The 13,743-nt window shown below is 28.9% G+C and carries 18 protein-coding genes; 1 reads left to right on the top strand and 17 read right to left on the bottom strand.

The features are described from left to right. Positions 1–26 precede the first annotated feature (26 nt). A complete protein-coding gene (locus tag L3B96_RS19430) occupies positions 27–383 on the top strand; it encodes a NifB/NifX family molybdenum-iron cluster-binding protein (protein ID WP_017209162.1) in 357 nt (118 codons plus the stop codon). Between the two features lie 88 nt (positions 384–471). Here the strand turns inward: L3B96_RS19430 and L3B96_RS19435 are convergent, their stop codons facing one another. From L3B96_RS19435 to L3B96_RS19515, 17 genes are all read right to left on the bottom strand, one after another. Next, the gene (locus L3B96_RS19435) at positions 472–918 is read right to left on the bottom strand and encodes a DUF134 domain-containing protein (protein WP_012059156.1); all 447 of its coding nucleotides are present in this window, start codon (positions 916–918) and stop codon (positions 472–474) included. A gap of 333 nt (positions 919–1,251) precedes the next feature. After that, positions 1,252–1,956, bottom strand: coding sequence for a bifunctional demethylmenaquinone methyltransferase/2-methoxy-6-polyprenyl-1,4-benzoquinol methylase UbiE (gene ubiE, locus L3B96_RS19440; RefSeq protein ID WP_023975530.1), 705 nt, complete (start codon positions 1,954–1,956; stop codon positions 1,252–1,254). Positions 1,957–2,072: 116 nt separating this feature from the next. Further along, positions 2,073–2,699, bottom strand: a complete 627-nt coding sequence (locus L3B96_RS19445) for a type II CAAX endopeptidase family protein (RefSeq protein ID WP_017209164.1) — start codon at positions 2,697–2,699, stop codon at positions 2,073–2,075. Positions 2,700–2,714: 15 nt separating this feature from the next. Then, the gene (gene menA / locus L3B96_RS19450; RefSeq protein ID WP_238948323.1) at positions 2,715–3,614 is read right to left on the bottom strand and encodes a 1,4-dihydroxy-2-naphthoate octaprenyltransferase; all 900 of its coding nucleotides are present in this window, start codon (positions 3,612–3,614) and stop codon (positions 2,715–2,717) included. A 126-nt stretch (positions 3,615–3,740) separates the two neighbouring features. Continuing rightward, complete coding sequence (locus L3B96_RS19455; protein ID WP_012059160.1) at positions 3,741–5,132, bottom strand: 4Fe-4S binding protein; 1,392 nt, start codon at positions 5,130–5,132, stop codon at positions 3,741–3,743. 26 nt (positions 5,133–5,158) lie between these two features. Next, on the bottom strand, positions 5,159–5,698 hold the full coding sequence (locus tag L3B96_RS19460) for a FixH family protein (protein WP_238948324.1): 540 nt from the start codon (positions 5,696–5,698) through the stop codon (positions 5,159–5,161). A 76-nt stretch (positions 5,699–5,774) separates the two neighbouring features. Next, complete coding sequence (locus L3B96_RS19465) at positions 5,775–6,269, bottom strand: DoxX family membrane protein (RefSeq protein WP_238948325.1); 495 nt, start codon at positions 6,267–6,269, stop codon at positions 5,775–5,777. Between the two features lie 41 nt (positions 6,270–6,310). Further along, positions 6,311–7,138, bottom strand: coding sequence for a polyprenyl synthetase family protein (locus L3B96_RS19470; protein WP_238948326.1), 828 nt, complete (start codon positions 7,136–7,138; stop codon positions 6,311–6,313). 319 nt (positions 7,139–7,457) lie between these two features. After that, a complete protein-coding gene (gene lgt / locus L3B96_RS19475) occupies positions 7,458–8,291 on the bottom strand; it encodes a prolipoprotein diacylglyceryl transferase (RefSeq protein WP_238948327.1) in 834 nt (277 codons plus the stop codon). Positions 8,292–8,332: 41 nt separating this feature from the next. After that, positions 8,333–8,473 (bottom strand): hypothetical protein, encoded by a 141-nt coding sequence (locus tag L3B96_RS19480; RefSeq protein ID WP_238948328.1) that lies wholly within the window; start codon positions 8,471–8,473, stop codon positions 8,333–8,335. A gap of 344 nt (positions 8,474–8,817) precedes the next feature. Continuing rightward, positions 8,818–9,072, bottom strand: a complete 255-nt coding sequence (locus L3B96_RS27490; protein ID WP_238948329.1) for a cytochrome D1 domain-containing protein — start codon at positions 9,070–9,072, stop codon at positions 8,818–8,820. Between the two features lie 43 nt (positions 9,073–9,115). Next, complete coding sequence (locus tag L3B96_RS19490) at positions 9,116–10,828, bottom strand: methyl-accepting chemotaxis protein (protein ID WP_238948330.1); 1,713 nt, start codon at positions 10,826–10,828, stop codon at positions 9,116–9,118. 387 nt (positions 10,829–11,215) lie between these two features. Next, positions 11,216–11,785, bottom strand: a complete 570-nt coding sequence (locus tag L3B96_RS19495) for a VTT domain-containing protein (RefSeq protein ID WP_238948331.1) — start codon at positions 11,783–11,785, stop codon at positions 11,216–11,218. 225 nt (positions 11,786–12,010) lie between these two features. Continuing rightward, entirely contained in the window at positions 12,011–12,220 is a 210-nt protein-coding gene (locus L3B96_RS19500; protein WP_012059172.1) for a DUF378 domain-containing protein, read from the bottom strand. Between the two features lie 216 nt (positions 12,221–12,436). Continuing rightward, positions 12,437–12,721, bottom strand: a complete 285-nt coding sequence (locus L3B96_RS19505; protein WP_238948332.1) for a hypothetical protein — start codon at positions 12,719–12,721, stop codon at positions 12,437–12,439. A gap of 30 nt (positions 12,722–12,751) precedes the next feature. Beyond that, positions 12,752–12,982 (bottom strand): heavy-metal-associated domain-containing protein, encoded by a 231-nt coding sequence (locus L3B96_RS19510; protein WP_012059175.1) that lies wholly within the window; start codon positions 12,980–12,982, stop codon positions 12,752–12,754. Positions 12,983–13,149: 167 nt separating this feature from the next. Then, a complete protein-coding gene (locus L3B96_RS19515) occupies positions 13,150–13,653 on the bottom strand; it encodes a cupredoxin domain-containing protein (RefSeq protein WP_023975545.1) in 504 nt (167 codons plus the stop codon). Positions 13,654–13,743: the final 90 nt, after the last annotated feature.

Genomic DNA, 13,743 nt, shown 5'->3' on the forward strand with positions numbered 1-13,743 from the left:
TTATATACTTATTGGAGGTTTATATTATGAAAATTGCATTACCCTCACGTAATAACAATATCGATGATCATTTCGGACACTGTGAATATTACACAATCTTCACAGTTGATACACAAGCCAAAAAAATAATAGATTCTGAAACCCTTGAATCTCCAGCTGGATGTGGCTGCAAATCTAATATAGCATCTACGCTTTCTGATATGGGTGTTAAAGTTTTACTTGCTGGCAATATGGGTGAAGGAGCGGTAAGAGTTTTAAGCAACGCAGGAATAGAAGTATTACGTGGATGTTCTGGAGATGTAAAAGCAGTTGCTGAAAAATGGCTTGAAGGTTCTCTTATAGATTCTGGAGATTCGTGTCACAATCACGAATGTCATAACTAATATATCTAATAATAATAGACTCAATATTATATTGGTCTATTATTATTTACTTTCATAAGCTTAAGCTTCTATAACTTTAAATAACTTACTACTCTATATTATTTCCTTTACACCAATTTTTACAAAATCCTGCTTTTTTATTGCACATAACTTTATCAGATCCACAACTTGGGCATACCGCTCTATCTTGATCATAATTTATTTCATAAATTGTTTCACATTCTGCACATTTAAATTTACAAAGCTTTGTAGTATAATGACCACCACTTATCCTTATTGCCTTACCTTCTGTTAGAGCTGTAACTACTTTTTTTCTTGCGCTATCTATTATATTCTGAAATGTCTGCCTCGATACCTGCATTTTTTCAGCACATTCTTCTTGATTTAACTCCTCAATATCCTTTAATCTCATGGCTTCAAGTTCTTCCACTTTTAAAGCTATTTCTTCGATTTGACATTTTGGCTTTCCACATGGTACAAAATAATCATCTTCTGGGAAAAATTCCACTCTTCTAAATTTAGTTGGTCTTGCCACTTTTTTATCCTCCTTGGATTACTATATATTTAAAGCACGTAATACCTAAATCTATTATAAATATTGATATATATGATAAGGTTAAGTTCCTATATTTTTTTCTTAATCAAGTACCTTACTTTACTTACTAAAAGTTTAAATATAAGTTTATTAATGAAACCATATATTTAATTATACTAGATTAAATAAAATGCTTCAAATTTGTGTTAATACTTGTATTTAATTCATCAAAATAAATAAAGGCGGCTAATAGCTAGCTGCCTTTATATTGTTTAATATTACTATGGTTTAACATTCTATTTTATAATAAATATATTAGATGTAACTTTAACTTTATTTATTGCCATAATGTATAGATGCAATTCCAAAAGTTAAAGATTCATATTCTGAATTTTTAAAACCTATCTTCTCAAGCGCATCCTTAAGCTGCTTTTTATTCATAAAATTATTTACCGAATCTCTAAGATAATAATACGCTTTTTTATCACCTGTACCTATTGAACCTACTGCTGGTAACACATGATTAAAATATAAGTCGTATATATTTTTTAAAATAGGTATATTAGGTTTAGAAAGCTCTAAACATACCACTTTCCCTCCTGGTTTTAAAACTCTATACATTTCTGATAATGCTTTATTTTTATCTGGAATATTTCTTAACCCAAAAGCAATTGTGATACAGTCAAAAGTATTTTCTTCAAAGGGCAATTCTAAAATACTGCCTTTAATTAATTCATACGTATAATCCTTTAATGATTGATTTAGCCTTTTCGCCCCAACGTTAAGCATTTCTTGGCTAAAATCTACACCAATAACTGTTGTATTTTTTCCAACCGCCTTACATTCATAATTAATCATTTGTCCTGTACCACAGCACAGATCTAATACTTGATGCCCCTCCTTAATATTACATATCTTTATTGCTTTTCTTCTCCATAATCTATCGATGTTTAAAGTTAATATTGAATTTAACATATCATATCTCTTTGCAATAACAGAAAAAATCTTTTCCACATCTGTTACATTAATTTCAGCCATTATAACCACCACACATTCTTTTATTTTACGCTTATAAAACCTAATAAGTATTTAAATTAGTTATATTTCTTTAAATTAAGCTTTTTAACTACTATTTTTGATTTCCATATATCTTATTACATTAGTGGAAACAAAACAAATACTGTGAAATCCCAAATTGCATGAGATATTATTATTGGAACAAGACTTTTTTCTTTCTTATAAATCCATCCCCAATATATTCCACATACTAAGGCAGCTACCACAAGCATAAAGTTCAATGTAATTATATGAACACCAGCGTACAATAGCGTTGCAAATATATATCCTTTATCTTCTCCAAATTTTTTTGCAAGATTGTTTTGTATAAATCCACGCCAATATATTTCTTCTCCCGGCCCTATTATAAATAATAATAGAGCTCCAATAAGTAATGAATTTCCTTGTGCTCTATTGCTATAAACTGATGCAATTTGAGCATCTTTAAACGGAAATAAATATCCTGAAATTATATTTCCAGCATAAAAAACAAAGTACAATATTATTGCTGAAATAATTCCGATTAATATGTGTCTTAACTTTATATTTCTAAATGAAATTAAGTTCTTTTCAGAAAACAAAGCTACCATTACTAACGCTAATATGGATACTCCCATTTCAATCCAAAAATTAAATGGTTTTAATACAAATATTACAAACCACAATATTGTAGCCATAATTAATGAAGAAATAATAATCTTATTCTTACGTTTCTGTATCTCCAAAACTTTTCCACCTTTCTATAAAATATAAGATAAAATTATAGATAAAATTAAAAGAATTCCAAATTGACCTTGAAGCTTTCCACTTTCTTTATCAAGCTCGGCAATATTGCTACTTGAATCTCCAGAAGTTCTTAATTTATTAGTGTTTTTAATAGCAGCTGGTACTGTTAATAAACAGATTAAACTTAGATAAGGAATATATTTAAAAATAACCATTATGATAAGAGAAATATATGAAAGTATAATCAAGCTTGAATATACTTTTTGTGCATTCTTATATCCTATACTTATTGACAGTGTTTTAATGCCAGCTTTCTTATCATGATTTATATCCCTAATATCATTAGCATGCAATATTGCAGTAGTAAGAAGTGCTGTTGGGATTGATATTAAAAACGACTGCACGGTAAACTCCTGCATCTGCAAATAATACCCTCCAAGTGTCATCAATGGTCCAAAAATTGTAAATACTAAAGGTGCACCTAATCCTCTATATTTGATCATTAACGGTTTTCCTGTATAAAAATATCCACATAAAGCTCCAACAATCCCTAAAATGAGAATCATAATGCCTACATTGTAAGCTAAAAACAAACCAATTAAACATCCTAAAATAAGTAATAGAATACCGCTTCTATAAACTTCTTTTAAAGTCAGCAAGCCTTCAACAACAACTCCGCTAGAACTATGAGATTCCTTTGTATCAACTTTATTTATAAAATCATCATGATCATTCAGTAAATTAACTGAAGCCTGAAGAAAAACAATTGCTATGATTGAAAGTGTAAAATATTCAAGATTAAAATTAGGCTCTTTTAATGCTAATATTTCCCCAAGCACAACTGGAATTGCTGAAGCTGTTAAAGAAAAAGGTCTTGAAGCTCTGATAAATAACTTAATTTTTTCAATTGTCATTTTCTTTTAATCTCCTCTATCAACTAATCTTTCTTCATTTGTATTAATTTATTCTTCTTACAAGGTGCAAGAAAAATAATATTATAGCTTATCTAAAATAATTTTTAGATAAGCTATAAAGAATTATTACATACGCATTGCCATAGGTAGTGAGAATAACATTATATTAACTACTGCTAGTAATATTAAAAGAATAGAATATACTATTGTTGTGCTAACTTTTTTAGATTCATAATTATTCTTCGATATTTTATATACAGTATATATTGAACCAAGAGTTCCAATTGCTATTAATATAAACTGAAACGCTTGTATCGTTGGGTCATCTAAAATAGCTGAAGATGTATGTTGAATTTCAACTCCAAATAATTCTATAAATGTATAGAATACAGATTTTCCTTCTGCTAGTAAATGGAATAAATTATGAGCTATATGTGCAGCCATATCTAATGGTATGAGCGCATATCCATACTTCGTGAAATTTTCTTTTAATGAAGCTTTATTAAATGTTTTTGCAACTAATCCTGTTATAGATAACAATGCTACTGGTATAGCCATAGCTATAATAAATGTTATAGTAAAAGTAATAGCATAATTTTGTGTTCCTGTTACATTTTCAAGCCATGCAAGCATTCCATCCCATATTTCTAACATTGTAATGTTTTGTACAAATACTATACCCATAATTACAACAGCTAAAAATGATGCATCTAATCGTGGCTTTCTAATAAACCATAATTCTTTAGTAGGTGGACGCAATGATATTTGAATTGAATTGTTAGGACAATTCTTTACACAATTACCACAGAAATTACATTCTGCATTATCTTCCATAGTTTTTGGGAATTCAAACATAGGACATCCTTCTGCCCTTTCACTCCCTTTATAACAATGTGCTGCTGTACATTTAGCACATATATCTTTTGTTCCACGTAATTGCAGCATCCCTGCTCTTGAATAATTTCCAGATAATCCGCCTAAGAAACATAGATATCTGCACCAGGTTCTACGTTCCCAAAAAGCACCTGAGAATATTACACCAATTGTAATAAGTAGGAGTAATGTTCCTGAACCTCTAGGTGATTCAACGACTCCAAAAACGTGATCACTCCATGTAATTGCTAAGAACATTGCATCTATAAGCCATACTCCGTATTTTCTTAGAAATTTAGGTACTGGCTTTTTGCTTCCTACAAATTTTTGTACTACATCACTTAAGGCTCCAAATGGACATATAGCACACCAAAACCTACCTGTTAAAAATAATAGTATTGGAAGTATAGGCCACCACAATACCCAAGTTCCCGCTGTACCAAAGTTATCGTGAGCTTCGTCAGGTCCAGTTAGTAATTCAAACACGATGAATGCAAATACTATTCCTACAAATAACTGAAATATTCCTGGATACCACTTACTTTTAATGAAGTTCTTAAGTATTTTATTATTTAATAAATTATTTCCTCTTTGCTCTTGTGATGCCTTTGTTTCATCACTAAGTTTCTTGTCCAACTTTGACATTAAACTATCACCTCTATTCTTTATCTTTATTTGCTACTTTTTTTCTTTACTGCAGCTACTATAATTATTACTGCCACTATTCCTACAAATCCACCTATAACTACCCAGTTTGGTCCACTGCTAACCACATCCGCATCAAACTGTACATCCTTCTGTTCTCCATTTACCATAATGTTAGCTGTAATAACCCATTTACCTTTATCAGTGAAATTAATTTTTCCCATGTATTGACCATCTTTACTATTTTCTAATGATACTTCAATTGGCTTTTTGCCATTCATATCCATGCCCATATCAGAGTTCTTGTCCATTTCTGCACTTATCTTAACATCAGCATTTCCAATTTCTTTATCTTTATCATCATGCAATGTGATCATTACATCATTATCACCTGTTTTAACTTTGTTATCTTTATTAAACGTTAATTCTGCATTTATACCATTTACACTTTTTTCTGTTCCTTTTCCCATATCCATGTTACCCATTCCATCAGCAAAAGCTGCTGTTGAAAGACCTAACGTAAGAATTAAACTTAATATTGCACCTCTAATTGTTTTCTTTTTCATTGTTTTTGACTCCCTTCATTATTGCGTCTAAAGACTTAATTTCTTTTTTGTTATATTTTAATTTTCTATGCTATATTTATTGTTTACCATATTTCTTTTTCCAAAAGGATACAATTAACTGATCAATCCCAATTTTATAAGCGTTTGCTCCAGCTGCCATTAAAATTATAGCTGCAGTATATAAAATTGGATTCGTACTAGTAGTTCCTGCTAATAAGTAATTTAAATTCATAAATGCTCCACCAATCAAACCTGCTATAGTAAAAGCTCCAAGTATTAAACTTATACCAACTAGAAGTTCTCCGGCTGGAACTACATATGTGAATACTCCTACATTTGGCAAAGCAGCACTTTCAACAAATCTTGCATACCACCACTGTACCGATGGATGATCACCTGTTGACTTAGCTAAGGCTCCTTTTAAAAATCCTGTTATCGCTACACCTGATTGACTTCCTACCCAAGTTGGATCCTTAAGTTTCTCTATTGCTGGAACTATCCATTGATAGCCTAGCCATATACGCAAAATTGTCCACACAGGAACTAAATATTTATTTCTAAAAAATCTCATTTAATGTCATCTCCCTTGTGATATTTATTATGAATTTAAGATTAAGCATTTTTTGTTTTCTTATTTGAAGATTCAAGTATATGATTTAAAAGACTATTCATGCTATCCTTATAAACCGAAGTCTCTAAATTTTTAATTGCTTGTTCAGCTTTTAAAGCAAACTCTTTAGCATCTTCAACCGTTATATTATTTTTAATAGCGTTAGAATCACCATCTGTGCAATCATCAATGATTTGATATAACATTCCTAAATTTAAGCCGTAATTTTCCAAGGCTTCAATTTCTTCTTCTTTTGCATTAACTGTTTTTGCTCCAAGCTTACAGCAGGCAGCCATAAAGGATGCAGTTTTGCCTTCTATTATGTTAAAGTAATCCTGCTTTGTAATTTCATGATTTTGAGCTTGTTCAATTTCTGCAACGCACATTTTTTCAATAACTTGTGTAATTATTTGTTCTGCATCATTTGTTGGTAGTTTTAATAATATTGAAAATGCTTTAGCATAAAAGGCATCCCCTGCGAGAACCGCTATCTTTCTATCATATATATTATTTAACGTCTTTTGACCACGGCGAAATAAATCATTGTCAATTATATCGTCATGTACCAAACTAGCACTATGTATTAGCTCAATTGCTACACATAAATTAATTAATTTCATTCTCTCATCTATAGTCATTTCAGGATTTATAGCTTTAGCTGAAAGTATTATCAAACTAGGACGAAGATATTTTCCTGGAACCTTAAAAAAATATTCAAATATCTCTTGAGTTGAGCCCGAACTGAAATCTTTTCCAATATTTTTTAAAATCATCTCAACTTCACAAAGCTCTTTACTCACAGCATTTTTAGCTTTTATAAAACTTGACATGACCTCACCACCTCTCAATAATCTAATCTTTTAATATAATTATTTATTTTAATTTTTATATAATTGAATTACTGTTCTTTAGAGAGTATACAAAGAACATGTGTAGAAATTATGAAGATAATTTTTAAAAACCAAAATGTTAATTGATTCATTACTTTTTAGATTTAATCCAAACTTAATCATTGCCATATGTAGTAGATAGTATTAAAAATATAATAAGAGCTCCAATAAAAACCAAAGTTTTATTAGAGCTCTTTAATTTTATAATATTTTATTCTTTTTTAATTCAGTTACTCACACAATTCGGCAATTACCCTAGCTACCCTTGTACAAAATAAAATACAAATATAGATACTAGGATTAACGCAGCTAAAATAATTATTGAAGTTGTTACTTTTAATTTATTATCTTCCACATAAATCCTTTGACTTTCTGTATTTCTCTTGGCTAACAATATATAAATAGCTAACCCAATAATAACTAAAGCAAGACTTAATAAATGCGAAATTGAAAATGGTCCCCATATAACAGGATTTATTCTAAAGAATTCTACAATACCTCTTATTAAGGCAAAAGCAATTAAGTAAATCACAAACAACTCACCTTCAAACTTTTTCTTATAGCTTCTTCTCCATAGAACTATAAATAGTATGTAATCTAAAATAAATTCATATACTTGTGCAGGATGAAGTATTTGCCCATTATAGTTAATTCCCCATAGCATTATATTTGTCATTGGTTTACCAAATACGTCACAACCTACTCTTCCTATACCTTGAGCTAATGCTATTCCAACAACAGCGATATCTGCAAGTTTTAAAAATGATATCTTACTCTTAATTGAGTAAAGGTATCCTGCAAGCACAGCTGAAACAATTCCTCCATGAATAGATAACCCACCTTCATTTATTTTAAATATTTCTCCTGGATTACTAAAATAAAATGATGGATTATAAAAAAGAATATAAAATAATCTAGCTCCTAATACACCCGCTATAACAACAATAAAAATTAGATTAAATATTATGTCTTCATTTATTCCTCTTTTTTCCCCTTGCTTAATTGCAAATGCTCCGCCTGTAATTGCTGCTATTGCTATCATTAATCCAAAAAAGTATATATGTATCGGGCCAAAACTAAACAGTTCCTTCATACTATTAACTTCCTTCCTACAAATTTAAAATAACTATAAAACTATTTACTACACTTTTTCTTAGACTTTCTATCTTTATTACAACAGCATCCCCCTGAAGTATTTTTTATTACTTTGTGATAAAGAATATGCGCAACAAATAAAACTACTACTATCGTTATTGCTACTTCAATGACCATCATTCATACCTCCAACTACAATATCTTAATTTAAAATTTGATATTTTCTATTCTAATGGCTAAAAATATTAGCTTATTTAGTTAAAGATTATAACAAGACAATATGTAGATTATATGAAGAAATATATGTGTTATAAACATATTTGCTATCTTATAAATAAAACATATAAAAAAAGTGCATTGAAAACTAATTATTTTAGAATTCAATACGCTTTTCTTATATTTTAAAATTATGATCTATGATTGGTATAGCTCACTTATTTAATTGACTCAATTAAATTAATTCTCCCTATAATATTATTTATCTATAGCTTATTCCATTTGCCTCATTTTCGACTTTTGTTGTCTTAATAATCTTCCGTGTTATTGTCAATAACACTTACAGTCCCATCATACATATTAGTAACATAAACATATTTATTATCAGGTCTAACTACTGCTCCACGAGCTCCTTTTCCAGTTTCTATTGTTTCAACTACTTTCTCAGTTGTCATATCTATCTTTGAAACATTATTTGATAGTGCATCTTCTGTTACTTTATTTGCTACGAATGCATATTTATCATCTGATTCAATGTAAACTTGAGTAGGTCCTTTTCCCACTGCGATAGTACCATTCCCTTTATATTTTTATACAACATATTATCTATATTTTAAATTTTTGCACTAAGAAATTAAGTTCTTCAGATAATTCAGCTTGTCTTTGTGCGGAATTCGCAACTTCTTGAGTCGCGATAGTTGTTTCATCTACACTATTTAATATCCCTTCTGAACTTTCTGCCGATTGCTGAGCAGTAGACGAAACTGTTTCTATTGCAGCACTAGTTTGCTCTATGGAACTAAGTATTTGATTTGTACCATTTGCAATTTCTTTTGACATAGATTTAATAAAGACTGCATCCTTTTCATATTTAAAAGCAGTTTCTAAAAAAAGTTCATAATCTGGATTTACATTATTATCAATATGTGCCAATATCTCTTGAGTGTTATGCGAAAGATTATTGAAAGCATTGTTTACCTGAGTAATAACTTCTTGTATGTTTGAAACATTCTCTGCTGACTGTTCCGCAAGTTTGCGTATCTCATCTGCTACTACAGCAAAACCTTTCCCCATTTCACCAGCTCTTGCCGATTCAATTGCTGCATTTAATGCTAAAAGATTTGTTTGCGATGCTATATTTGCTATAGAATCAGCCATTACTTTAATTTTTTCAACAACTTTTCCTTCTTCTATTGCTTTTAATATATTTTCTTGCTTTTCTTTATATATTTTCTTAGAAATATTTATTGATTTTAATCCCTTATCTTTTATTTCTGAGGCACGTATCTGAATATCATTAGAAGCTTGATCGCAATCCTTTGCCTTATTTGATAACTCAATAGAATTTGAAGTTATTTCTTCAATTGATGCATTTACTTCTTGTGATGTTGCACTTAATTCTTCTGTACCAGTTGTTATTTCCTTTGTAGCTTCATTAATATTGTTCATTTTTGTAGAGATTCCTTCTATAGTGCTATAGATTTCTTCACTTGATTCTTTTATACTGCTAGAATTTGAAATTATTGTTGATATAAGACTTCTAGTGTTTTCAGCAGCTTTATTTAAAGCATTTGATATTTTTCCTATTTCATCTTTTGAATAGAAATCTATTCTCTGAGTTAAATCACCTCTACCTAGAGCATCTGCAAATACTAAAACCTTATTTATTTGTTTTGATATTAATGTTGAAATCAGAACTCCAAGTAAAATTGCAAATATGAAACCGAAGATAACTATACCAATCATTAAATCGAATGAATTTTTAAATATTAAATTATTAGCATTATTTGCATTTTCAGCTTCTTTTATATTTGAATCTATTATTTTATTAATACTATCAAAAGTTTTATCCCTAGCCTCAGTTACCTTTTGAAAAGCCGTTTGTGCTTCATCATATCTATTGGCATTTATTAAATCCATAAAATCTTTACGCGACATCATATATTCTTCGTGAAGCTTAATAAAATTTGTTAATAATTTTTCTTCTTCACCTGTTTCACCTGCATTTTTAAATTCCTCAGAAATCATCATATCTTCATTTGTTAATTTTTCTATTTCACTTTCAATATCCTGTTTTTTAGCTGCATCTTTTGTTGTTAAAAGCGCTAATAAATCTGAGTGTATCTGTAAAAAGTTTGCTTTTAACTCCTCAACTGTTTTTAAATGTTTCAAATTATCTTCATACATAGATGTTGAATTTGCATTTATTTTTTTTATTTCTGATATCCCTCTAAATCCAATGATCCCTATAAGGAATGAAATTAATAAGAAGCAAAATATAAGTTTTTGTGCAAGTTTTAAATTATTAAATATTTTCATATTGTTCCTCCTCAGTTTATATGTTATTTCCTAATTGAATACACACATTATTTTGTTTTCTAAATCATTCTTAAAATATTAACTTTTAGCAACTCAAATAATACCATTCTATTATGAAGAACTTATGAAGAATGTTCCAATTTATAATAATATATTCAATTTCTGATTTCCTAATTTTACGCTGTCTAATTATAATAAATTTCACACCATGTAAATAAAATTAAATGTCCTTTTAGCTCAATAATTATTGGAATGTCGTTTGCTAGCCATTGATTTTAAATTAAAAGATTTGAACTCAAATGAAAGCCTATATCAAAACTTTAGATAAATAATAACTAGCTTTAATAAAAAATGAATTAGAAGTCTCTAATATGAGATCATTCTAATTCATTTATTTACCTGATCATCTTTTTTCTTTGCAATTGTAAATTTAATAACTATTAGACTAATAAATGTTATGACTAGCCTTATCCAATTATCGTAAATATTAATTATGTCATAGCTAACAAGTGCCTCTAACGCTATAGATGGAACCTTTCCAATCAATGTTGCAACAGTGAATATTGTACTATCAACATTACTTATTGATGCTGCAAGTGTTATAATTCCTGATGGTATAAATGGAATTATTCTTCCTTGAAATATTAGTAGCCCCGCCTCTCTTCCATCACTTTTAACTATTCTAGAAATTAACCTATTTCTATCTGTGAATTTTTCAATCTTCCTTTTAAAACCTAATCTATAGATAATAAAAGTAATATATGCTCCTATTGTTTCACCTAACAGAGATATGAAAAAGCCATTAATAGGCCCGAAGAAAACTATGTTCGCTCCTGTTATAAATACTGACGGTAATATACCAGCAAGGGAAATGACTATACTTATTATTAGACTTATAGGTATCGCAATAGAGATATTATTTCTCAAGATCTCCACTACATCATTTATATTGAACATGGATTTCTCCTTTATTAATATTCTAACTTAAAATCTTAATTTCTAAATGCCATCTATTTATCACGTACTATCTTGATTACTATCTGCTATTTTACAACATTCTTATAATCAATTCAAATAAAATAAGACTCAAATTTTAGCTTTTACAGCACTTGAGCCTTTTACATATCCATGGTACTTTTGCTTAAACATATTTAAAATGATTGTGTTATTTTTCTTATCCTTCTAGGCTACTTCACTATTCGTTCCTTTGAATAATAAATAAATTGCATATATCCCTGCTATACCAACAATGCCACAAACTATCCGATCAAGCCAAGACATTGTTACAGGTGCAGAACCAAAGGCAAGCCCTATGAAATCATCTCCCAAAAAACCTATTATCCCCAATCTTATAGCGGCTGCAACAACCAATACCCATGTTATTGTTCTCATTTTCATTCACTCCCTTTTATTAAATATATTTTATATTATGTTAAATTTAAATTACAAATAATATTTAGATATTTTAAATACCTAATCTATTATTTGTAAATTCCCCTTTATTATACCCAAAACCAATCTAATAACTGTTCATTCTTTATTTCTTTGTCTAACTAAAAAAGAAGTTAATAGTAACATGCGATACTGGTTAACTTCTTTTTTATTAGCCTATTGCTCTATTTTATTTTGATTTTCATTAACTTCTTTCTTCTCACTACAACAGCTTCCATGCTTGCCTTTAAACATCATTCCCATCATAAGTACCATCATTATTGGGCATATGAAAGGTGCTATCCCACCTATTGCCGTTTTAAATCCTGTTCCAATATTTAAAAAAGGAAGTACTGCTATAATCACAAAAGGTAATCCACAACAAAGCACCATCATTAACATATGCTTTATTGGATTGTGTTTTTTATTTCCTTCATTTTTATTATTTCCATGACAATTCATAATAAATTCCCCCTCATATTCTCATTATAATTAATGTTTAAGCTTAACTACTTTACCACTTAAAATTGATCTATTTACTATTTCTTTAATATCATCTCTTGATATCTCTTTATCTCTATAGATTACTTTAATTTTCTTTGATTCTAAACTAACATCAACTCCTAATAAACCTTGAATGGAGCTTAATGTTTTTACAACATTCATTAGACACCTATGACAAAGCATATTTTCTTGTTTAAAACGTAAACTATAGCTTTTCATCACTATCGCCTCCCTGTAAATACATTATAAATAAATGTTATGAAGATATTGTGTAGATAAAAATAAATTTTAAATATTAATTAAAATCTAATTATCAGGATAAATGTAATCCTCTATATAATTAGTGCTTATATTACATAACTTTCACAATAAAATCTGAATTTCTATTAAAACTTTTCGGTCTCATTTATGGACTCAATGCTATCTGTAATTTTAATTATTCCTTTTATCATTCCCATCCAGCAACTAAACTCTATGTCTTCATCTTTTGGGATAAATTCTATTATATTTTCTCCTGATTTGAAATCTTTATCTATATTGAAAGATGGTAATACTATTCCATTATTACACGAATTAAGTTGATCTCCTTCAAATATCAACTTAACAGGAATATCTTTTTGAACATAAATAACATCAGGGGTATAACCATTATTATCTACTGTTATTCTTACTACCTGAACCCCATTTTCAATAGACGCATTAGCTATATTTAAGCGAGATGCATTAGCTTTATTTACTGATAAGTTATGTTTTAATTTTTCACTCATATCAAAACTTGATACAATAGTACTAAATAATAGAATAATTGCACCTATAGCAAATAATCTTACATATTTTCTGTTGTTTAAACATTTATATATTGCTTTATTAACTTTTCTTATAATATTCATGCTTGTCACCTCTATAATTATAAATATTTTATTTCAGAAAAAAGTCACTTATTATATAGTAAAGTATAATAAAAAGTTATGAAGATTCTA

Source organism: Clostridium sp. YIM B02569, assembly GCF_022320765.1.
GTDB lineage: Bacteria > Bacillota > Clostridia > Clostridiales > Clostridiaceae > Clostridium > Clostridium beijerinckii.